Below are 20,188 nucleotides of genomic sequence, written 5' to 3'. Positions count from 1 at the left end.
CAGGGTCTGCCCGCCGCCGCTGCTCAAGGCCCTTTCGCGCGAGAAGCTCAAGGCCCTGGCAGGGCGGGCGGCCTTGTTCGCCTCGTTCGTGAAGATCGAGCATTCGGTCTTCGCGCTGCCTTTCGCCTACGTGGGTTTGTTTCTGGCCAAGCGCGGCTGGCCGGGCTTCGCGCCCTTCGCGCTGCTCACCCTGGCCATGGTGGCCGTGCGCTCCTACGCCATGGGGGTCAACCGCCTCATGGACGAGCCTTTCGACCGCCTGAACCCGCGCACGCAGGGCCGCGAACTGGTGCGCGGGGCCATCACCCGCGCCCAGGGCTGGGGCTTCGTCTCCGTTTGCGCGGCCGTGTTCGTGCTGGCCTGCTGGGGGCTCAACCCCCTGTGCCTGTGGCTTTCGCCCGTGGTGCTGGCCTGGGCGGGCTTCTACAGCCTGACCAAACGCTTCACCTGGTTGTGCCACGTGGTGCTGGGCAGCGTGCTGGGTCTGGCCCCGGTGGCCGGATGGCTGGCCGTGACGCCCCAGTTCGCCCTGGCCCCGGTGCTCTTCGGGCTGGGCGTCACCTGCTGGGTGGCGGGCTTCGACGTGCTCTACGCCTCCCAGGACGAGGCCTTCGACCGTCGCCACGCCCTGCACTCCATGCCGGTGCGCTTCGGCGTGGGGTCGGCGCTCTCCCTGGCGGCGCTCCTGCACGGACAGGCCGTGGCGCTCTTCGCCCTGGCGGGCTGGTCCGCGGCGCTGGGCTGGGGCTATTTCGGGGTGCTCGCGCTGGTGGCGGCGCTTTTGTGGATAGAGCACCGCCTGATCTCCGAGAACGATCTCACGCGCCTGAACATGGCCTTCTTCACCCTCAACGGGGTGGTGGCGGCCACGCTCTTCCTGGGCGTGCTCTACGACCTCTTCGCCTGATCCGCCCCCTGGGGCGCTCCCGACCATTCGATCACCCGCTCGTGCCGGACCTCCAGGTCCGGCGCGATGCGGAATTTCTCGTCCCCCGGATAGAGCCGCGCCCGCCCCGGATCGCCCCCGGCAAATGCACGGACGCTCTCCATGTCCCGCCAGTAGGTGACGAGGGTCACTTCCGCCTCGCCCGCAAGTTCGCGCAGGAGCGTCTGATGTCCCAGAAAGCCGGGAAGGGCGGAGGTTTCCGCCACGCCCGTGGCGCGCAGGTGGTCGAGAAAATCCGGAAGCGTGTCCAGCGGGCAGCGGCAGCTCCAGCGCCGGGCGATCACTTGGGGGAGTCCTCCTCGAACGTGACGAGGCGCACGGCGCGGCGCACCTTGGCCTCGCGCCACTTCACGGGGCGGGTTGGCCAGGGGTCCGCCAGCGTGACCGTGACGCCTTCGCCCGGCCTGGTGATCACCCGCGTGCCGTGCGTGTTGGAGATGGCTACGGACTTGCCCGAGGCCAGGAACACCCCCAGCTCCTCGGGGGTGAAGAAGCCGCCCCAGAAGTCGGTGCCTCGTATGCCGATGGCCGCCAGGGGGGTGAGCACCCGGAAGTCCGCGCCTTCAGGGCGGGTGATGCTCCCGGTGACGGCGCGGAAGGCCCCGCGCAGCATCTCGAAGCGGGCCTGGCCCTTGGGGATGTCGAAGCTGCGCACGGTCAGGGCGGTGTCCTCCGAGAGGGTGACAACGCTCGCGTCCAGGAAGGTCAGTTCGGCACGCGCCCTTGACCCGGTGACCAGAGCGTCGCCCTCGTGGAGCGGTTCACCGGCAGCGAGCAGGCGGCGGCCTCCGGTCTCCTCCAGGAACACGGGCCCCTGCACGCGGGTGATCGTGCCCACGGGGTCGCCGGAGCGGTCCGCGCGGGCCGGGGCGGCCGCGACCAGGAGCGCCGCGGCAAGCGCAAGGAAGAGCGCCGCCAGCAGGGCCGTCCGGTGCGCAGGCGCGTGCGCGGCGGGGCTGCGGCCGGGGCCGACGGAGGTCCGTACGGCCTTCGGCGCGGGGGCGCAGGCCGGGAGAAGCGAGGCGCGTGTGGCGTTCACCAGTTGCCCTCCCCCTTGGTGTGCTCCAGGATGTCGTCGTAGCGGTGCGTCTTGGCGGCGTGGCCCGCGGCCGAAAGCTCGTAGCGCGTGAGCACGCGGGCCTCGTCGTCGAAGGCGTCCAGGTGGCCTTCGCCTTCCTGGCCCAGCAGGCGGCGGGCCTCCTGGAGGAAGTCCTCCAGGTCCAGGTGTAAGCCCGCGTAGTCGATGTCCAGGGTATCCCCGTCCCGGGTGGAGGCGTCGGGCGGCAGGGTGGCGGCCAGGCGGGGCAGGTCCCCGGGATTGGCCGGGCGGACGCGCCCGAAGAGCCGGAAATCGGGCTTGCCGTTCCTCACCGCGCGGAGCCGCCCTCGTCGATGAGGAGCCTGCGGGCCACGTCGAGGTCGTAGAGTTCCAGGGGGTTGGTGCCCCGGCCGCGCTGCTTGTACATCTCGGCGGCCATTTCGATCTCTTCGTAGGGGATCCAGCCGTGGCGCTCCCAGACCTCGGGGTATTCGCGGTTGAACATGCGGAATTCGATCACGTCGAAGCTTTCGCGCACGTACATGCGGATGGCGGTGTTCTGGGGGGCCGGGTAGTAGTAGAGTCCGCGTTCGTCTTTCATGGGGCGGTTTGTACGGCCAAAGCGGCCCGGGGGCAAGACCCGGCGCGGGGCGGCGCGTGCGGCGTTGCGTCTGGAAAATGAAAAACGGCCCGGGTCGCCCCGGGCCGTCGCTGGTTTCGATGCGGTGAGGTACGCCTAGCCCTTGTTCATGTCGTCGATGAGCCCCTGGAGTTTCTGGGCCAGCACGGCCAGATCGGACACGGCCTTTGCCGAGTGGCCCATGCCGTCGGCGGTTTCGGCGGTGACGCGGCGGATGTCGTCCACGGCGCGGTTGATCTCCTCGCTGGCGGCCGACTGCTGCTCGGCGGCCGTGGCGATGGAGCGCACCTGGTCCGAGGTCTGGGTGACCAGGGTCACGATGTGGTCGAGGGCTTCGCCGGACTGGCTGGCCAGGCCGGTTGCCGAGTCGATGGACTGGCTCGCGGCCTCCACGCTCTTGATGTTGTCGCGCGCGCCGGTCTGGATGGAGCCGATGACCTCGCCCACTTCCTTGGTGGCGTTCATGGTCTTTTCGGCGAGCTTGCGCACCTCGTCGGCCACCACCGCGAAGCCGCGTCCGGCCTCGCCCGCGCGGGCGGCCTCAATGGCGGCGTTGAGGGCCAGGAGGTTGGTCTGGTCCGCGATGTCGGAGATCACGTCCAGGATGCGGCTGATGTCGTCGGCCTGCTTGCCCAGGGCGGTCATCTGGGTTTTGAGCTGGTGGGCCTGCTGGTAGACCTGCTTGATGGCCTCCACGGACTGGGCCACGATGCGCGCGCCTTTCTGGGCCTCGGTGCGCGCGGATTCGGCCGATTCGGCGGCCGAGGAGGAGTTGCGCGCCACTTCGAGCACGGTGGCGTTCATTTCCTCCATGGACGTTGCGGTCTCCTCGGTGCGCTGGTTCTGGATTTCCGCGCCCTTGTTCACCTGCTCCACCTGGGCCGAGAGGGCCTCGGAGGCCAGGGCCACCTGGCGGGCGATCTCGGCGGAGTCGGTGGCCACCGAGGCCATGGTGGAAAGAAGACCCGTCACCTTGGCCTCCTGGGCCTGGGCCTCGGCCATGGACTTTTCGGCCTGGGTCTTCTGGACCTCGGCCTCCTGGGTCTTGCGCTGGGCCTCGGCCATCTTTTCCTTGAGCTTGCCCACCATGGTGGAGATGGCGTCCTTGAGGGCCTTGAGTTCGGCGGTGAAGCTGCCCTTGGGCTGGGCGTCCAGCTGTCCGTTGGCCACGGCTCCGGCGAATTCCTGGATGTTGTTCAGGGGGCCGAGCACGTTCTTGCTCATGGAGACCCAGGCGATGGCGAAGATGGCGCCCAGCACGCCCAGGGTGATGAGCCCGCCGGAGAGCGCGGCGCTGCTGGTCTGCTTGGCGGCGCGGTCCAGGGAGGAGATGATCTCGAAGGCCCCGTGCACCTCGCCCACCTTCCAGCCTTCCTTGGTGCCGCCCAGGGGATCTTTTTCGCCCTTGGGGTCGCCGTGGCAGTAGAGGCATTCCGGCGTGAGGCGGATGGCCCGGAAGTAGCGGACCTTGTCGGCCTCCTTGACCACCATCTCCTCCAGGTTTTTGCTTTCGAGTTCGCGCAGCACCTTGCGTTCCAACTCGGTGGGCTCGTTCCTGGGGTTGCGGGGCTGCTCCTTGGGCACGCGGAACTGGTAGCCAAGTTTTGAGGCGTTCTGCTGGGCCATGTTGATGGCCGTGATCACGGGCACGGCCTCGATGAGCCGGTCCTTGGGGATCTGGTCGAAGGGGCGGATGACGCCCGTCTCGAGCTTCTTGGACATCTCCGTGCGGGCGGCCTCGGCCATGAACACGATCCCGCGCGACTCCTGCAAGATGGCGTCCTCGGCTGAGGAGGAGATGGACCTCACTTCCAGGACGAACATCACCAGCGCCAGGACCAGGGGGCCGACGAGGGCGATGAGCAGGATTTTCCACTTGATGCTCATGAGGACTCCGATGGATCGTGTTGATGGGCTGCCGTTTGACCGGACTAATCTATGAAGGAAGTGACAGGCACGGTCAAGGCCGGTCGCGAGGAAGGGACAAGAATGTAAGCCTGCCGTAAGGTTCTTCGTGCGGCCGAGCGGGAAGCGTCGTTCAGCGGGGCTCGTCCAGGGCGTGACGGAAGGCCCGCGCCGCCACGTCGGCCGAGGCGGACCAGGAGAAGCGCCGGGCCTGCTCCAGGCCCCGCGCGCGCAGGGCCCCGCGCAGCGCTGCATCCCCGGCCAGGCGGCGCATGGCGTGGGCCATGGCTTCCGGGTCCGAAGGGTCGTCCAGGTAGAGGCAGGCCTCGCCCCCCACCTCGGGCAGGCTGGAGAGCCCCGAGGTGATCACCGGGCAGCCGCAGGCCATGGCCTCCAGCACGGGCAGGCCGAAGCCCTCGTAGACGCTGGGATAGACCAGGGCCAGGGCGTCGGAGTAGAGCCCGGGCAGGGCCTCGTCGGGCACATAGCCCAGTTCGATCACCCGTCCGGCCGCCTTCTCCTCCCCGGACCAGCCGCTCCACCCTGCCAGAACCAGGGGCGTCTTCAGGCCGCTGCGGGCAAGGGCCTTGGGGATCACATGGGGGTTTTTGCGGGGGTCGTTGGTGCCCAGGAAGAGGAAGTAGGGCTCGCCGGGGTCCAGACCCGGCACGCGGGAGGCCCCGGGAGAGGGGCGGAAGCGCTGCGGGTCGATGGCGTTGTGGGTGATGTCCACGCGTCCGGGCGGGATGGCGAGCACGTCGGCCATCTCGCGGCGGGTGAACTCCGAAACGGCCAGGAAGCGCGACACCTTCTCCAGGCGGCGGCGGAAAAACAGCTCGAAATAAAGCACGCGTTCGCGCGGGTGGTGCTCCGGATGCCGGATGAGCGAGAGATCGTGCACGGTGAACACGGTGCGAACGCCACGGGGCGCGGCGAAGGGAAAGAAGGCTGCCTCGTGGTAGAGGTCGAACCCCCTGGCCGCGCGGCGGAAGGCGGCCTCGCGCCGGGCGTGCACGGCCAGGCGCACGGCCAGGCCCGCCAGGGGCGGCAGCTTCCACAGGAGCTTGGCCAGGCGCGAGCGGCCGGACACGCCCGACCCGGGCGGGGGCATGTGGGGCAGGGCGCGGCGGCCGTCGAACCAGGCGATCTCGAAGTCCCCGCCGTGTTTTTTCTGGAAGGCCTCGTAGAGGCAACGCAGGTAGCGCCCGATGCCGGTGTTAACCCCCGTGAGGGGCAAGGCGTTAACGATGAGCCGGAGTTTGCGCGCCACGGCCTACCCCTGTCCCGTCACCGAGGCGATGTGCCCGGCCATGGCCGCCTTGAAGGCCGCCTCGTCGAACTTGCGGGCGCGCTCCTCGCAGGCCGGGCGCATGGCCAGGGCGGCCTCGGGGGACATGGCCCGCACGGCCAGGGCCACGTCGGAGGCCGTTGGGTTCTGGCGCACCAGGATGCCGGTGCGGTTCTCCCTCACGGTTTCCAGCAGGCCGCCCTCGGCCACGCCGATCACCGGTTTGCCCGCCGCCATGGACTCCACGGGCGAGATGCCGAAGTCCTCGTCGCGGGGGATGTACACCGTGGCGATGCAGGCGCCCGTGAGGGCGCGCAACTCCTCGGGAGTCACCCAGCCCTTCACCTCGATGTTGGGCGCGCCGACGGCCATGGCGCGCACCCGCTCCAGTTCGCTGCCGCCCGAGACCACAACCAGCCGCTTCTCCGGCATGCCCAGGAAGGCTTCCACCACGGTGTCCACGCGCTTGAGCCGGTCCACGCGGGCCGTGGAGAGGTAGAAATCCTCCTGGGCGATCCAGCGGAAATCCGCCGTGCGCACGGGCGGGGGCACCACCACGGAGTCCAGCTGGAGGTAGCCCCCCAGGCGGTGGGCCACGTTCTGGGAGTTTGAGACGATGAGGTCCATGGCCCGCGCGGCCTTTGCCCAGGCGTGCTCGAAGGCCCGGAGGAAGAGTTCGTAGGCCCAGCGTTTGGCGCGGGGCATGGAGCGCAGGTAGAAGCGGCGCTGGTCGTAGAGGATGCGCGGGGGCGTGTGGCAGTAGAGGATGCGCTTGCCGCCCAGGCGCTTCCAGGCCAGGGGCGCGAGCATGCCGCTGTAGAGCGTGTAGGGCGGGTTCGAGGGCGGGAAGGAGGCGAAGGCCTTCCAGAGGCAGGCCGTCTCGGACCAGCGGGCCAGGTCCGGATGGGCCTGGCGGGCGCGCAGGTCCAGGGGATGGCGCTCCCCGAAGAAGTCCGGGGGGAAGGCCGCGTGGTTGTATTCCGCCGTCCAGAGGATGCCGCCGGTCAACTCCGCCAGGCACTGGGCCACCTTCTCCCCGCCGCCGGGAAAGCGGAAGGCGTCGTGCAAAATGATGGGACTCTGGCGCATTGGCGTCCGTCGCGTTTTGGGGTAGAAGCGGCTGGCCGTTGTGCATAGCCGGGGCGAAAGGCCCTGGCAACCCCTTTCCCCAACCCGAACCTCCCAGATAACCCCCTATGAACGTTCTCGTGGCCAACCTGGCCGGTGTCAAGATCGAGGCAGACGGCTCCGTCAAACACTACATCAAGGCCGGCTCGCGCTGGCCCATGACCATCGGCACGTCGCGCTCGGTGGACTACTACCCCTTCCCCTTCTGGCTGGCGTACGCCTCGGCCCTGCTCAAGCGCGACACCAAGGCCCACGTGCGGGGCCTGGACGGCGTGGTGCTCGACCTCACCAGCGAGGAGCTTTTCTCCGAAATCGTGGCGCGCAAGCCCGGTCTGCTCGTGGTGGAGCTCACCTCCCTCACCCTGGAGGAGGACCTCTCCTTCCTGGCCCGCATCAAGGCCGCTACGGGGTGCGCCGTGGTGGTGTGCGGCAATTACGCCACCGTGACCCACCGCGATCTGGCCGCCCGCGCCGAAGCCGTGGACTACGTGGCGCGCGGCGAATACGAGATGACCGTGCGCGACCTGGTGAACGCCCTCGTGGACGGCGCGGACCTCTCCGGCGTGGCCGGGCTCACCTGGCGCAAGGACGGCGAGGTGGCCGAGAACCCGGCTCGCCCCCTGCTGGCCGACCTGGACGAACTGCCCTTCCCCGACCGCGACGACTTTCCAGCCACCATCTACCCGGACTTCACCCTCTACAGCCCCTGCATCAACATCCTCTCCAGCCGTGGCTGCCCCTGCGGCTGCGTCTACTGCCAGGAACGCCACGTGATGTACGCCTCGCCCAAGTACCGCGTGCGCTCCGGGCGCAAGGTGGCCGAGGAGATGGCCTGGTGCGTGGAGCGCTTCGGGGCCCGCCAGTTCTACTTCGACGACCAGAGCTTCGTGGTGAACAAGAAACACGTGCTGGACGTGTGCCGCGAGATCAAGGCCCTGGGCCTGACCACCCCCTGGACCGTCATGGGCGACGCCATGTTCGTGGACCGCGAAATGCTCGAAGCCATGGCCGGGGCGGGGTGCATCGGCATGAAATTCGGGGTGGAATCGGCCGACGCCTCCATCCTGAAGGCCATCGGCAAGCCCCTGGACCTCGCCAAGGCCAAACAGGTGGCCAAGTGGTGCAAGGAGCTGGGCATCCGCACCCACGCCACCTTCTGCATGGGCCTGCCCGGCGAGACCGAGGAGACCATCCGCAAGTCCATGGCCTACATGGAGGAACTGGAGGTGGACACGGCCCAGGTCTCCAAGGCCGTGCCCTATCCCGGCACGCCCATGTACGAATGGGCCTTGAAGAACGGCTACCTGGCCACCACCGACCTGGCCCGCTTCGACGGCATGGGCGACTCGGTGATGAGCTACCCCGGGCTCTCAAACGCCGACATCGACCGCTGGTACGCCCTGTTTTCGCGCCGCGTGGCGCGCAAGAAGGTGCTCAAATACCTTTTCGAACCGGGCCAGAGCTTCTCCATCATGGCCGAAATGGTGCGCCGCAAGGGCGTGGCCAGCCTGGCCAAGTCCCTGTGGACCTTCGTGAGGCGGGCCTTCTGATGACGCGCTGGGTCGTGGCCGTGTTCGCGGCGGGCCTGGGGGCGGCGTTTCTCGCCACGCCCCTGGCCGCGCGGTTCGGCAGGGCCTTCGGCTTCATGGACGCGCCCCAGGGCCGCAAGATCCACGCCCACCCCATTCCGAGATCAGGCGGGCTGGCCCTGGTGCTGGCCTTTCTGGCCGCGGCGGCCGTAACCCTGGCCCCGGGCGTGCCCATCCAGGGAAGGCTTTTCCAGCAGGGGCAGCTGTGGTCCGTGCTGGGGGGCGGTCTGTTCATCTTCCTGGTGGGCCTCGTGGACGACCGCAGGCCCCTGCCCGCCAAGCTCAAGCTCCTGGCCCAGGTGGCGGCCGCCAGCATCTGCTTCTTCGGGGGCGTGAAGATCGAGTCCTTCACCCTGGCCGGGCTGGTTTCGGTGGATTTCGAGTTCCTCTCCTACCTGCTCACGGTGTTCTGGTTCGTGCTCTTCATCAACGCCATCAACCTCATCGACGGCCTGGACGGCCTGGCCGCCGGGGTGGCCTTCTTCGTGTGCGCCGTGCAGGCGGTGCTGGCCACCATGCGCGCCGAGGCCCTGCCCGCCATGTACTTCGCGGCCCTGGCCGGGGCCTCCCTGGGCTTTTTGCGCTACAACTTCAACCCCGCCTCCATCTTCCTGGGCGACGGGGGCAGCTACTTCCTGGGCTACATGGTGGCCGCGCTCTCCATCCTTTCCTCGGCCAAGTCCCAGGTGGGAGCCACCATCCTCATGCCCATCCTGGCCTTCGGCGTGCCGCTTCTGGACACGCTCACCTCGCCCCTGCGGCGCTTCGTGCGCGGCAAGAAGATCTTCGAGCCGGACCGCGAGCACGTGCACCACAACCTGCTGGCCAGGGGCTGGTCCCAGCGCAAGACGGTGGTGTTCCTCTACGCGGTCACGGTCTTCCTTGCCCTGATGGCGATGCTCATCGTGAACCTGCGCGACGTGCCCGCCGGGCTTTTCATCCTGCTCCTGGGGGGGGCGCTCATCCTCTTCGTGCGCAAGGCGGGCTACTTCAGTTTTTTTGCCATGGACAAGATTTTCGGATGGATCCGCGACATCTCCGACGAGGCCGGGGTGAGCCACGGGCGGCGCACCTTCCTGAACCTCCAGATCGAGATTTCCGAGTCCCAGGACGTCGCCGGAATGTGGGAGAACGTCACCGAGGCCCTGGCCAAGCTGGGCTTCGACCTGGGCGAGATGGTCCTGGAGCCGGGCGAGGGCGGCCTGGAGCGCTTCGGCCTCGTCTCGCAGGTCCCGGGGCGCGAGGTGGCCGCACTCACCTGGCAGCGCCCCGACCTGGACCGCGACCGCCGCGAATACCTCCTGGACAGGGCGCTTCTGAAGATCGAACTGCCGCTGTTGGACCGCGACAACCAGGCCATAGGCACCATCTGGCTGGTGAAGCGCCTGGACCAGGATCCCCGCTCCGACTTCACCTTGCGCCGCGTGGAGCAACTGCGCCGCACCGTGGTGGCCACCCTGGAACGCCTTGGGGGGCGCACGTGAAGACGGGCCGGAGCGAGGGGATATTCATCGCGGCGGCATGCGGCAGTCGTGCGGGCCGAGGTGCGCGGGGAGCCATCTGATGCGGGTTCTGCACCTGGGCAAGTTCTATCCCCCCGTTGAGGGGGGCATAGAGACCGTCACCTTCCAGCTGGCCGAGGGCCTCACGCGCCGGGGCGTGCAAAGCGACGTGCTCTGCTTCGATCCCAAGGGCCCCGGCGGGGTGGAGCTCTGGAACGGCTACACGGTGCGCCGCGCCTGTGCGCCCATCGTGGCGGCCTCCACGCCCATGTCCCAGGACTACGCGAAGCTTCTCTCCCGCCTGGCCCCGGACTACGACATCCTCCACGTGCACTGCCCCAACCCCATGGCCGCCCTGGCCCTGCGCTGGGTGAGGCCCCGCGCGCGCGTGGTGCTGCAGTGGCACTCCGACGTGGTGCGCCAGCGCGCCCTCAACGTGGTCTACCGTGCCCTGCTGGGCAACTGGCTGGCCCGGCGGGCCGACGCCGTGATCGGGGCCACGCCCGCCCACCTGGAGGCCTCGGAGTATGCCCAGGCCTTCCGAGGCAAATCCGTGGTGATCCCCTTCGGGCTGGACCCGGCCCCCTTTGCCCCGGAGCTCACGGACCGCGCGGCCCTGGAGCGCCTGGAGCGGCGCTTCGCCGGGCGCAAGGCCGTGTTCGCCCTGGGGCGGCTGGCCTCCTACAAGGGCTTCGACGTGCTGGTGGAGGCCATGGCGCACCTGCCGCCCGAGTGGGTGGCGCTCATGGGGGGATCGGGGCCCATGGAAGAGGCTTTGCGGGCGCGCATCCGCGAGCGGGGCCTAGAGGACCGGGCCGTGCTGCTCGGGCGCGTGCCTCAGGGCGAGCTTTCGGCGCACTACCGCTTCAGCCGCGTGTTCTGCCTGCCCTCCACCACCCGGGCGGAGATGTTCGGCATGGTGCAGTTGGAGGCCATGGCCTGCGGCTGTCCGGTGGTCTCCACGCGCATCGCGGGCTCCGGGGTGCCGTGGGTGAACGAGCACGGCGCGACGGGGCTCACCGTCGCGCCCGGCGACCCGGCCGCCCTGGCCGGGGCCATCCTGCGGGCCGGGGAGGAGCCCCTGCGCTCCCGCCTGTCCGGGGGTGCCGCCCTGGCGGCCACGGAGCGCTTCGCTCCGCGACTGATGGAGACGGCCGTGCTGGCGCTCTACCGGGAACTGGCGGGGGGCTGAGGCGGGCGCTCCGTCGGGACGGCCGCGGCCCGGTCGACGGCTGGGCAAGGCAGGACGCCGCCGCTTCACGCGCTTCCGGGAACGAACGGACGACGCATCTCATGACGACGGGCGACTGTTCCGTCTTGCGCCCCGGCAATCCGGCCGGAGAACGCCGCGCTAGCCAGAGAGCCTGAGTCCGTGCTCCTTGAGCAGGGCGTAGAGCCTGGAGCGCGAAAGCCCGGAAATGCGGCAGGCCTCGCGGGGGTTTGCGCCCGATTCATCCAGCAGGCGCTCCAGGTAGAGCCGGTCCATGGCCTGGCGGTAGACCTTGAGGGTCGGGGGCGTGGAGGGCAGGTCCGTCTCCGGGGGCGGCGGCGGGGAGTGCGCGGCCGAAGGCGCTTGGAGCTGGATCTCGCGGTCCCGCATCTGCCCGCGGGCCACCTGGATGCGCAGGTGCACGGGCAGGTGCACGGGGTGCAGTTCCGGCTCCTCCAGACCCAGGGCCACCATGCCCTCCACCACGTTCTGGATTTCGCGGATGTTGCCCGGCCAGGAATAGGCCGTCAGCGCGGCCTCGGCCGCCGGGGAGATGCGCTTGGGGGCCGCGCCGTGGCGCGCGCAGGCCTGGTCCAGGAAGTGGGCGGCGAAGGTGAGCACGTCGCCGGGCTGTTCGCGCACCGGGGGCAGGGCGATGACCATGCCGCGCAGGCGGAAGAGCAGGTCCTCGCGGAATTCCCCGGCTTCGGCCATGGCGTCCAGGTCCCGGTGGGTGGCGGCCAGGAGGCGGAAATCGCAGGGGCGCTCCACGGGGCCTCCCACGGGGCGCACCTTGCGCTCCTGGAGGGTGCGCAGAAAGGTTTTCTGCACGTCCAGGGGCAGTTCGCCCACCTCGTCCAGGAAGAGCGTGCCGCCGTGGGCCTGAAGGATCAGGCCTTCGCGGGGGCGGTCCGCGCCGGTGTAGGCCCCGCGTTCGCTGCCGAAGAGCAGGCTCTCGGCCAGGGTGGAGGGCAGGGCGGCGCAATCCACGGGCACGAAAGGTCCGGTGGCGCGGCGGGAGTTGGCGTGGATGGCCCGGGCGAAGAGTTCCTTCCCCGTGCCGGTCTCGCCGGTGATGAGCACGGCGGCCTCGCTGCGCGCGGCGCGGGCGGCCTGTTCCAGGCAGGCCATGCGGCCTGGGTGCTGTCCGGCCGCGCCGTCCCAGGCGAAGCCGCCCAGGGAGGAGCGCGGCCTCGATCCCCGGTAGGCCATGGCCGAGAGCAGGGGGCCGGTCATGGCCTTGAGGGTGGGGGGCTTCTCGATGTAGTCCCACGCGCCCCGGCGCATGGCGGCTTCCGCGCCGTCGGGGTCGCCCCAGCCGGTGATCACGATCACTTCCGGGCGGCTCTGGGCGCTCTGGAGTTCGCCGATGGCGTCCAGGCCGTTGCCGTCGGGCAGGCGCACGTCCAAAAGCACCACGTCGTAATTACCCGACCTGGCCTTGCGCAGGCCTTCGCGCAGGCTGGGGGACTCCTCGGCGTTGAGTCCCAGGCTTTCCACCACGCGGGAGAGGGCTTCGCGGATGGGGAGGTCGTCGTCGATGATGAGCACGCTGCCCACGCCGGTCCCCTTCAGAAGGCCATGTTGAGTTTGCGCAGGATGCCCGCGAAGACCCTGGTTTCGTCCTCGGAGAGGGCGGCGAAGAGGTCGCGGGCCAGGTCCAGGTGGTGTTTGTGGTGCTCCTCGAAGAGGGCGCGCCCGCGCTCCGTGAGCGTGACGAGCACCGAGCGCCGGTCGGCCTCGTTGGGGGTCCTGGCCACCATGTCCAGGCGCTCCAGGCGGTCCACCACCACGGTGAGGGTGCCGGTGGTCACGCCCATCTTGGCGGCCAGCTCCTTCATGCGCAGGGGCGGGTGCTGCCCCAGCACCTCGAGGACGTGTGTCTGGGGCAGCGTGAGGGGGCTGTCGCGGGCCACGGCGTGCTCCCACGAGGAAAGCTTCTCGTAAAATTCGAGGATTTGGGCGCTCAGGCTCTCCAGATCGGACATGCAGGCATACTATCCTCGGGAGGTTTAATTTGCAATCAACCCTCCTGTTCCATGGGGCAGGGGCAGGGGTGCACCTCCACGAGCACGCTGGCCAGTCCGTCCACGCCGTCCAGCAGCGCCTTGTAGTGTTCGGGGGGGCGCGGCGCGGCATCCTCCAGGGTGAGTTGCGCGGCCAGCCGCTTGGGCCCCACCTGCCACACGGAGAGTTCGCGCACGTTGGCCCCGCAGCTCTCCACCTTGCGGCGCAACTCGGCCACCAGCTCCGGCGCGGCGCTATGGTCCAGGAGCGTGCGCGAGGTCTGCACCAGAAGGCCCCAGGCCCAGCGCCCCACCACCACCGCGCCCACCACGCCCATGAGCGGGTCCAGCCAGACCCACCCCGCGTAGCGTCCGCCCAGGAGCGCCGCGATGGCCAGCACCGAGGTGAGGGCGTCGGCCATCACGTGGAAGTAGGCGGCCTTGAGGTTGTGGTCGTGGGCGTGGGAGTGGTCCTCGTCGCGCAGGAGCCAGGCGCTGGCCACGTTGACGGCCAGGCCCAGGGCGGCGACCACGGTGGCCTCGGTGAAGTCGATGCGCACCGGCGAGAAGAGACGCACCAGTGATTCCACGCCCATGAAGAGCGCCGCAAGGCCCAGCCCGATGGACGAGGCGAACCCCGCAAGGGCGTTCACCTTGCCCGAGCCGAAGACGAAATCGGGGTTGTCGGCGTGGCGGCGCGCGAAGACGTAGGCGAACCAGGCCACGGCCATGGCTCCCGCGTGCCCCGCCATATGCCAGCCGTCGGCCAGGAGCGCCATGGACCCGAAGGACCAGCCCGCCAGGATCTCCGCCGCCATGGTGACCACCGTGAGCCAGAACACCAGGCGCGCCCCGCGCTCGCCGTGGTGGTGGGAGTGGTCGTGGCCGCATCCGGCGTGGTCATGGGAGTGTCCGGGGGCATGGGGGGTGGCGTGGGTGCAGCCGCAGGGGCCGTGGTCGTGGGTGTGCATGGAGCGTCCTTGTCTTGAGTGTCGTGTAATTTGAACATCAAGATAATAGTTCGAATTGCTTTGAGTGTCAAACTTCTTCTTCGAAATGTCTCGGAAAGGGCTGACGCGGGCGGAGCTTTGCGCTAGGGTACCGGAAATTTCGATGAAAAGGAGATCGCCATGAGCGAACGCAAAGGCGTGGTGACCATCTTCGGCAACCCGTTGACCCTTCTGGGTCCCGAATTGACCGTTGGAACCAAGGCCCCGGACTTCACCGTCCTGGACAACGACCTCAACCCCAAGACCCTGGCCGACTACGCGGGCAAGGTGCTGGTGGTGGCCGCCGTGCCCTCCCTGGACACCCCCGTGTGCGACATGGAGACCCGGCGCTTCAACACCGAGGCCTCCAAGCTTGGGGCCGACGTGCGCATCCTGACCATCAGCATGGACCTGCCCTTCGCCCAGAAGCGCTGGTGCGCGGCGGCGGGGATCGACCAGGTGGTCACCCTTTCCGACCACCGCGACGCCGCCTTCGGCCAGGCCTGGGGCGTGCTCATCAAGGAGCTGCGCCTGCTGGCGCGCGCGGTGTTCGTGCTGGACGGTGAAGGCGTGGTGCGCCACGCCCAGATCGTCCCCGAAGTGACCCACGAACCCGACTACGACGCGGCCCTGGCCGTGGCGAAGACGCTGGTCTAGCGGGCGTCCGGCGGCGGGGGCGGGTTGAGCGGGTGGGAGGTCCCCGGCCGCGAGGCCGGACCGCGCAATGCCCGCCCCGCGCCGCCGGAAAGCCGTTGAAACGCAAAGCCCCCCGCCGGGAACCTTCCCGGCGGGGGGCTTACTTTTGAAAGGTCATTGCTTCAGCGCGTCAAAACAAACCTTGGCAAGACTCGCACAGTTGCCAGGCCCGATGCGTAGTTCCCTGCCTGAGGTGATGGTTGTTCTGCCGCAGCGCATCCTGAAAGGTCTTTCGTCACAATTGGCGCCCTAGAGGCCCCGTACAGCAGGTTGCTGCGCTTCCCCGGATGCTGCGCCTGTCTAGCATCAAGCACGGGTGAATGAACGGGGGCAATTATTGCATGTGGATATATATCGATTTGTTTCATGAGTAGCACTGCGATGGCCAAGTTTATGCCGTATTTGCTATGCTATGGAAAATGCCATGTGGAGGATTACCATGCAGAACGGCCAAAGTCCGCAGGATGTCGCGCCTGAAGAGGATGTCAAAGCAGACGAGCGTCCCACTGAGAATGACTGCGATAAAATCAAAAAGATTCAAGAGATTATCTGGAGTCCGTTTCAGACTGGGAAAAATACCATCGCGTCTATGTTTGGAAGTGAGGCCTGTGAAAGTAAATTCGACAATCTCCACGATGAAATAACGGCGAAGGTGTTCCGGCGGCTAGTCCTTAGGCATGGTGTGCTCGGGATAATCGAAAGACTGTCGTCTTGCCACGAGGGCAATAAGTTCTCCTTCAAGGACGCAGAAGATGACTATCTCTTGAGCCTCAGGGGATTGGCCAGCGCCAAGGGCTTCCGGATGGAGGAAATACTCGCGGCGCAGGATGTTGAAACCACCGAGAAGAAGCATGCGGCCGACGAGGCTGGTGACCCGGAAGAAACCAAGGCGGAAGGGAAAGCAACTTGTTGCGAGGGCAGTAGGTTGAAGGAGTCCGAGAGTGGAATGGAGCAGGCATTTCTGCGGCTCCCAAACACAATAAGAAATTACAACCTTGCCGTGACGGACTTGTTTGTCGAGAAGGCGCTTGCCTATCTGAGTCGCAAGTCGGACACGTACAAGATGATAGGGTATGTTGCGGCAAGCGCTGGTGTATTGTTGATGACCGTTGCAATATATTATGCGCATCAATTTGTGTTCAGTGATGTGTCTCAGGCAAACGTGAGTGTCGACATAACACATAATATATATGGCGAAGTGTCGTACACAAAGTCGATACATTGGTCTGTTCTGGTGTCGGGATTCATCAAGACATTCACGCTGTTCGGCCTGCTCGTTACGATGTCAGTCTTCAGCTATCGCATGGCGAAGGCCTTGTGGGATCAGGCGGAAAGAATCAAAGACCGTCGCCATGCACTGCGTCAGGGTCGCCTGTTCGTGCATCTTAACGGAGGGAAGTTGACCATCGAGGAAATGGAGCGGGCCTTCAACTGGAACGTGACCCAGGAGAACGCCTTCTCGCAGTTCAATTCCGAAGCGCAGGCCCCATGGGGCAACGTGGTCAAGGAACTCATCATCACGCTGAGGGAGACTGCCAAGGCAAGCGCCCAAGCTATCAAGAACGCTCGGGATGCCAGGAAGGAGTGACGCTCGGGGTCCGAAGTCAACGCATCGTAAGACCGTCCATCTCCCACGGAGAAAACACGGATGCTGCTCGAACGCCATAAGCCCCCCGCCGGGTACGTCCCGGCGGGGGGCTTCGTTTTGTTCGCCGTGGCCTACTGGGGCAGGGCGTCGCCCAGGCGGGTGATGCGTCCCTCGGGACGCGCGGGCAGGGGCGAGTGGCTGGCCACGTAGTCCGCCAGAGCGTCGGACACGGACTTGCCGAAGGCGTATACCCGGCGCGCGCCGTCCTTGAGCACGGCGTTGCCGTCGCCGCCCTTGAGGAGGTAGCTGGTGGTGGCCAAGGTGTAGAGGGCCTCCGGGTTCACGGGGGTGAAGCCGCCGTCTGCCCCCTGGATGGAGGCCGTGACGATGCGTTGGCCCTCCGGGCGTCGTCCGTCGAAGGAATAATGAATGCCCGACACCTGGAGGAAGCGCCCCGTGCCCTTGGCCGAGGGGTCGGAAGCGGCCCCCACGCCGTGTTCCAGCACGGCCAGCAGGTCCTTGCCCGAGAGCTGGAACGTGGCCACGGTGTCCGCGAAGGGGTAGACCGCCAGCAGGTCGCCCTGGCTCACGTCCCCGGCGCGCAGCCCCGTGCGGATGGCCCCGCCGTTGACGAAGGCCGCCTGCGCCCCCTGGGCCTTGCCCGCCATGCGTACGGCGTCGGCCAGCACGGAGCCGAGAACGCACTCGCCGAAGCGGCAATCAAAGGGCAGGGCCTCTGCGGCCTTGCCCACCGGCTGGTTCAGGAAGGGGGCAAGCTCCTCCTGCCAGCCCCGGGCCTTGGCCAGAAGCGCCGGGTCCTGGGCCATGGAGGCGTCCAGGAGCAGGGGCTGTCCGCTCCAGGCCGAAGGTACGCCCGAGGCGTCGAAATCAACAGTGAGTTCGCCAAGGTACTTGCCCCAGGCCTCGGCCTGCACCACGAGCACCGGCCTGCCCGAAGGAGAGGGAACCACCGTGGGGTAGGGGCCGGCTGCCTTGGGATCGGTGGAGGAGAGCAGGGTGTGGGTGTGGCCGCCCACGATCACGTCCACGCCGTCCACCGAGGCGGCCAGCTCCTTGTCGCGGCCGTAGCCCACGTGGGTGAGGGCCACCACGATGTCCGCGCCCTGGGCGGTAACGGCCTTCACGCCGCGCTCCAGGGCCTGGCGGGCGTCGCCGAAGGCCACGTCCGGGCCGGGGGCGGAGATGGAGGCCGTGTCCTCGTAGGCCAGGCCCACCAGCCCCACCTTGCGTCCGCCAACAGAGATCACGGACCACGGCGCGATGCGCTCCTTGAGCGGCTCGAAGCCCGAGGCGTCCACGTTGGCCGCCAGCACCGGGAAGGAGAGCCCGTTCAGGAAGGTTTCCACCAGCACCTCGGGGCCGTCGTCGAATTCGTGGTTGCCCAGGGTCATGGCGTTGTAGCGCAGGGCGTTCATGGCGTCGCGGGAGGGCCGCCCCTTGAGCACGGTGTAGAAGAGGGTGCCCTGGAATTGGTCCCCCGCGTCCAGGAGCAGCACGTTGCCGCCCTTGGCGCGACGGGCGGCCACGGCGGCGGCCAGGCGGGGGAAGCCGCCGAAGCATTCTCCCTTGGAGGATTCTTCGGGCGTGCAGGTCTGGCCGAAGCGGTTGAACTCCTGAATGCGCGCGTGCACGTCGTTGGTGTGCAGGATGGTCAGGCGCAGGGGCTGGGCGGACGGCTTCGCGGCGGTCTGGGCCGCCGGTTGAGCCCCGTGCCGCGCCTTTTCGGCGGCCTGTCCGGCCAAGGGGCACAAGGCCGCCAGCAGCACGGCCAGCAGCAAGGCCAGGGAGGCCGGGCCGGTGAAGCGGCCGCGCCGCCGGGGAGGGGCGGACGGGAAAACAGAGTGCATGGACGAGCCTCCTGCTCTGGGACATCCGGTGCATGCCCGAGGAGCGTTGGCCGCGTCAAGGCCGCCCGCGGGCATGCCCGTGCGAGCGCCTTCGGGGTCGACCGCGAGATCGCTCGTAAGACCGGCCGGAGGGCGGTCCGAAAGGTCGCCCGGGGGGGCGTCGGCGTGCGCGTTCACGGGCGAGCCTCGCGCGGGAAGCGGGAGACGCCCGCCACGAAGTCCGCCTGGCGGGGGAAAAGCTCCCGGCGCAGGCGCGGGGCGTCGCCGAAATCCATCACGGGCTCGCTTCCCGGGCGGCAGGCGGGCCAGGGGGGCAGGCCGGGGCCGTTGGGGTTCCCGGTGCGAGCGAAGTTGGTCCAGTAGTCCATCACCTGGCGCGAAAGCTCCCTGTCCGTGGCGTCGTAGGCCTGGGGCGGCTCCAGGTTGCCGAAGACGTAGGCCAGGTCCACGCCGTGGTGCGCGCCGAAGCGGCGGGCCAGGTCGGTGCCGGGCACGCGGGAGAAATGGAAAAGCCAGGCCTTGCGCCCGCGGGACGCCTGGGAGCGGGCCATGAACCGCGCGGGCTCGACGTTGGCCCCCACGGTGACCACGCGGTCGATGGCTCCGGGCACGTCCGCGTCGGCCCGGGCCGGGAACGCGGCGGCGGCCTCGCGCCATCGCGCCCCGAAGCGAGATTTGAGGAACGTTTCGTAGCGGGCGCGGTCCAGATTCTTTTCGCGGCCCAGGTAGGCCGCGCCCTCGTTGGCCGTGCTCCCGGTCATGACGGGCACGGGGTGCATGCGCCCCGAGGCGATGGCCGCTCCCGGGTCGGCGGGCAGCGCCCAGCCGTCGAAGACCGGGCTGAAGAAGATCTCCTCCGCGAAGAGCCCGGTGTCGCAGGCCGCCGCACGCACCACCTCGTCCGCCGTGGCCGCGCGCAGGACGGCCAACGGGTCCGGGGCGCCGTCCGCGCCCAGGCGGCGGGCCAGTTCCAGGCCCATGCGCGCGGCGCGCGGGCGGTCGCCGTCGAAGACGGGACTCAGGTATTCCGAGCCGATCACCGGCCCGCCGCTCTGGGCGATGGCCCGCCGGAAGAGTCCCTCCGAGAGCGGGCTCAAAAGCTGGAGCGACACCGAGCGCGACCCGGCCGACTGCCCGAAGAGCGTCACGTTGTCCGGGTCGCCCCCGAAAACCGCGATGTTGCGGCGCACCCAGGCGAGGCCCGCCATCTGGTCCAGAAGGCCGTAGTTGCCCGAGACGCCGTGGGAAGATTCGCCGTCCAGCGCCGGATGGACCAGAAAGCCCAGCGGCCCCAGGCGGTAGTTGAGGGTGACCGTCACCACGCCCCGGCGGGCCAGTTCGGCCCCGTCGTACTCGGGCTGGGACGAAGCGCCGAAGTTGAAGCCGCCGCCGTGCACCCAGACCATCACGGGGAGCTTCCCGCCCGGGCTCGCGGCCGGGGTCCAGACGTTGAGGGTGAGGCAGTCCTCGCTGAAGCGGCCCTCCGGCTTCTGGGCGGGCTGGGGGCAGCCGGGGCCGAAGGCCGTGCAGGGGCGGGGTTCGCTCCAGGCGGCCGGGGGCTGGGGAGGCCGCCAGCGCAGGGCGCCCACGGGGGGCGCGGCGTAGGGGATGCCCAGGTAGGCGTGCAGGCCGGGCAGGGCGAGGCCGGTCACGGGGCCGGAATCCAGGACAACGGGCGCCTGGAGGGACGCGTCGGCGGCGCGCGCGGTGGCGCATGCGAGGAGGGCCAAAAGCAGGGCCAGGGCCGACATCAACGGCAAGCGGCGGGAAGAGCCGAAGGGCGCGTCGGCGGGA

18 protein-coding genes are annotated in these 20,188 nt (G+C 68.7%); 6 read left to right on the top strand and 12 right to left on the bottom strand.

From position 1 onward, the window contains the following. Window positions 1–55: 55 nt before the first annotated feature. A complete protein-coding gene (locus NNJEOMEG_RS15375) occupies window positions 56–907 on the top strand; it encodes a UbiA-like polyprenyltransferase (protein ID WP_173086171.1) in 852 nt (283 codons plus the stop codon). Here NNJEOMEG_RS15375 and NNJEOMEG_RS15370 read toward each other — a convergent pair. From NNJEOMEG_RS15370 to NNJEOMEG_RS15340, 7 genes are all read right to left on the bottom strand, one after another. After that, entirely contained in the window at window positions 889–1,230 is a 342-nt protein-coding gene (locus NNJEOMEG_RS15370) for an antibiotic biosynthesis monooxygenase family protein (protein WP_173086030.1), read from the bottom strand. The genes NNJEOMEG_RS15375 and NNJEOMEG_RS15370 overlap by 19 nt on opposite strands. Next, window positions 1,227–1,985: a FecR family protein gene (locus NNJEOMEG_RS15365; RefSeq protein WP_173086028.1), complete on the bottom strand. Its 759-nt coding sequence runs from the start codon at window positions 1,983–1,985 to the stop codon at window positions 1,227–1,229. Before NNJEOMEG_RS15365 ends, NNJEOMEG_RS15370 begins: the two co-directional genes overlap by 4 nt. After that, the gene (locus NNJEOMEG_RS15360) at window positions 1,982–2,317 is read right to left on the bottom strand and encodes a hypothetical protein (RefSeq protein WP_173086027.1); all 336 of its coding nucleotides are present in this window, start codon (window positions 2,315–2,317) and stop codon (window positions 1,982–1,984) included. The genes NNJEOMEG_RS15365 and NNJEOMEG_RS15360 overlap by 4 nt, the downstream gene beginning before the upstream one ends. Beyond that, window positions 2,314–2,586, bottom strand: coding sequence for a hypothetical protein (locus tag NNJEOMEG_RS15355; RefSeq protein WP_173086025.1), 273 nt, complete (start codon window positions 2,584–2,586; stop codon window positions 2,314–2,316). Before NNJEOMEG_RS15355 ends, NNJEOMEG_RS15360 begins: the two co-directional genes overlap by 4 nt. Window positions 2,587–2,721: 135 nt before the next feature. Continuing rightward, on the bottom strand, window positions 2,722–4,512 hold the full coding sequence (locus NNJEOMEG_RS15350; protein WP_173086023.1) for a methyl-accepting chemotaxis protein: 1,791 nt from the start codon (window positions 4,510–4,512) through the stop codon (window positions 2,722–2,724). Between the two features lie 151 nt (window positions 4,513–4,663). Further along, window positions 4,664–5,800, bottom strand: a complete 1,137-nt coding sequence (locus NNJEOMEG_RS15345) for a glycosyltransferase family 4 protein (protein WP_173086021.1) — start codon at window positions 5,798–5,800, stop codon at window positions 4,664–4,666. A gap of 3 nt (window positions 5,801–5,803) precedes the next feature. Further along, window positions 5,804–6,907 carry a glycosyltransferase gene (locus NNJEOMEG_RS15340; RefSeq protein WP_173086019.1) on the bottom strand — a complete coding sequence of 368 codons (1,104 nt, stop codon included), beginning with the start codon at window positions 6,905–6,907 and terminating at the stop codon, window positions 5,804–5,806. A gap of 107 nt (window positions 6,908–7,014) precedes the next feature. Between NNJEOMEG_RS15340 and NNJEOMEG_RS15335 the strand changes: the two genes are divergently transcribed. The 3 genes from NNJEOMEG_RS15335 to NNJEOMEG_RS15325 all read left to right on the top strand — a co-directional run bounded on the left by NNJEOMEG_RS15335 (window position 7,015) and on the right by NNJEOMEG_RS15325 (window position 11,229). After that, on the top strand, window positions 7,015–8,496 hold the full coding sequence (locus NNJEOMEG_RS15335; protein ID WP_173086017.1) for a B12-binding domain-containing radical SAM protein: 1,482 nt from the start codon (window positions 7,015–7,017) through the stop codon (window positions 8,494–8,496). Then, window positions 8,496–10,019 carry a glycosyltransferase family 4 protein gene (locus NNJEOMEG_RS15330; RefSeq protein WP_173086015.1) on the top strand — a complete coding sequence of 508 codons (1,524 nt, stop codon included), beginning with the start codon at window positions 8,496–8,498 and terminating at the stop codon, window positions 10,017–10,019. Before NNJEOMEG_RS15335 ends, NNJEOMEG_RS15330 begins: the two co-directional genes overlap by 1 nt. A gap of 79 nt (window positions 10,020–10,098) precedes the next feature. Further along, window positions 10,099–11,229: a glycosyltransferase gene (locus NNJEOMEG_RS15325; protein WP_173086013.1), complete on the top strand. Its 1,131-nt coding sequence runs from the start codon at window positions 10,099–10,101 to the stop codon at window positions 11,227–11,229. 159 nt (window positions 11,230–11,388) lie between these two features. On the opposite strand, the gene NNJEOMEG_RS15320 is transcribed toward NNJEOMEG_RS15325, so the two are convergent. From NNJEOMEG_RS15320 to NNJEOMEG_RS15310, 3 genes are read right to left on the bottom strand one after another with little or no spacing between them, the layout of a single operon-like run. Then, window positions 11,389–12,807, bottom strand: a complete 1,419-nt coding sequence (locus NNJEOMEG_RS15320) for a sigma-54-dependent transcriptional regulator (protein ID WP_173086011.1) — start codon at window positions 12,805–12,807, stop codon at window positions 11,389–11,391. An 11-nt stretch (window positions 12,808–12,818) separates the two neighbouring features. Continuing rightward, window positions 12,819–13,235: a MarR family winged helix-turn-helix transcriptional regulator gene (locus tag NNJEOMEG_RS15315; protein ID WP_173086009.1), complete on the bottom strand. Its 417-nt coding sequence runs from the start codon at window positions 13,233–13,235 to the stop codon at window positions 12,819–12,821. A gap of 35 nt (window positions 13,236–13,270) precedes the next feature. Next, entirely contained in the window at window positions 13,271–14,224 is a 954-nt protein-coding gene (locus tag NNJEOMEG_RS15310; protein ID WP_173086007.1) for a cation diffusion facilitator family transporter, read from the bottom strand. 159 nt (window positions 14,225–14,383) lie between these two features. On the opposite strand from NNJEOMEG_RS15310, the gene tpx reads away from it, so the two are divergent. Both tpx and NNJEOMEG_RS15300 read left to right on the top strand, forming a co-directional pair. Continuing rightward, window positions 14,384–14,899, top strand: a complete 516-nt coding sequence (gene tpx, locus NNJEOMEG_RS15305) for a thiol peroxidase (RefSeq protein WP_173086005.1) — start codon at window positions 14,384–14,386, stop codon at window positions 14,897–14,899. A gap of 478 nt (window positions 14,900–15,377) precedes the next feature. Next, complete coding sequence (locus NNJEOMEG_RS15300; protein WP_173086003.1) at window positions 15,378–16,526, top strand: hypothetical protein; 1,149 nt, start codon at window positions 15,378–15,380, stop codon at window positions 16,524–16,526. A 131-nt stretch (window positions 16,527–16,657) separates the two neighbouring features. On the opposite strand, the gene NNJEOMEG_RS15295 is transcribed toward NNJEOMEG_RS15300, so the two are convergent. Together NNJEOMEG_RS15295 and NNJEOMEG_RS15290 are read right to left on the bottom strand one after the other, a co-directional pair. Continuing rightward, the gene (locus NNJEOMEG_RS15295; RefSeq protein ID WP_173086001.1) at window positions 16,658–18,394 is read right to left on the bottom strand and encodes a bifunctional metallophosphatase/5'-nucleotidase; all 1,737 of its coding nucleotides are present in this window, start codon (window positions 18,392–18,394) and stop codon (window positions 16,658–16,660) included. Window positions 18,395–18,567: 173 nt separating this feature from the next. Beyond that, window positions 18,568–20,145, bottom strand: a complete 1,578-nt coding sequence (locus NNJEOMEG_RS15290; RefSeq protein WP_268885698.1) for a carboxylesterase/lipase family protein — start codon at window positions 20,143–20,145, stop codon at window positions 18,568–18,570. Between the last annotated feature and the right edge of the window lie 43 nt (window positions 20,146–20,188).

It is taken from the genome of Fundidesulfovibrio magnetotacticus, assembly GCF_013019105.1.
Taxonomy (GTDB): Bacteria; Desulfobacterota; Desulfovibrionia; order Desulfovibrionales; family Desulfovibrionaceae; genus Fundidesulfovibrio; species Fundidesulfovibrio magnetotacticus.
This window is presented reverse-complemented; position numbering and strand designations above follow the sequence as displayed.

Bases quoted from the DNA above. Each gene is read 5' to 3' on its own strand.
- NNJEOMEG_RS15340 (WP_173086019.1), bottom strand. From the start codon at position 6,907: ATGCGCCAGAGTCCCATCATTTTGCACGACGCCTTCCGCTTTCCCGGC.
- NNJEOMEG_RS15350 (WP_173086023.1), bottom strand. From the start codon at position 4,512: ATGAGCATCAAGTGGAAAATCCTGCTCATCGCCCTCGTCGGCCCCCTG.
- NNJEOMEG_RS15310 (WP_173086007.1), bottom strand. From the start codon at position 14,224: ATGCACACCCACGACCACGGCCCCTGCGGCTGCACCCACGCCACCCCC.
- NNJEOMEG_RS15290 (WP_268885698.1), bottom strand. From the start codon at position 20,145: ATGTCGGCCCTGGCCCTGCTTTTGGCCCTCCTCGCATGCGCCACCGCG.
- tpx (WP_173086005.1), top strand. From the start codon at position 14,384: ATGAGCGAACGCAAAGGCGTGGTGACCATCTTCGGCAACCCGTTGACC.
- NNJEOMEG_RS15325 (WP_173086013.1), top strand. From the start codon at position 10,099: ATGCGGGTTCTGCACCTGGGCAAGTTCTATCCCCCCGTTGAGGGGGGC.
- NNJEOMEG_RS15315 (WP_173086009.1), bottom strand. From the start codon at position 13,235: ATGTCCGATCTGGAGAGCCTGAGCGCCCAAATCCTCGAATTTTACGAG.
- NNJEOMEG_RS15355 (WP_173086025.1), bottom strand. From the start codon at position 2,586: ATGAAAGACGAACGCGGACTCTACTACTACCCGGCCCCCCAGAACACC.
- NNJEOMEG_RS15295 (WP_173086001.1), bottom strand. From the start codon at position 18,394: ATGCACTCTGTTTTCCCGTCCGCCCCTCCCCGGCGGCGCGGCCGCTTC.
- NNJEOMEG_RS15300 (WP_173086003.1), top strand. From the start codon at position 15,378: ATGCAGAACGGCCAAAGTCCGCAGGATGTCGCGCCTGAAGAGGATGTC.
- NNJEOMEG_RS15330 (WP_173086015.1), top strand. From the start codon at position 8,496: ATGACGCGCTGGGTCGTGGCCGTGTTCGCGGCGGGCCTGGGGGCGGCG.
- NNJEOMEG_RS15335 (WP_173086017.1), top strand. From the start codon at position 7,015: ATGAACGTTCTCGTGGCCAACCTGGCCGGTGTCAAGATCGAGGCAGAC.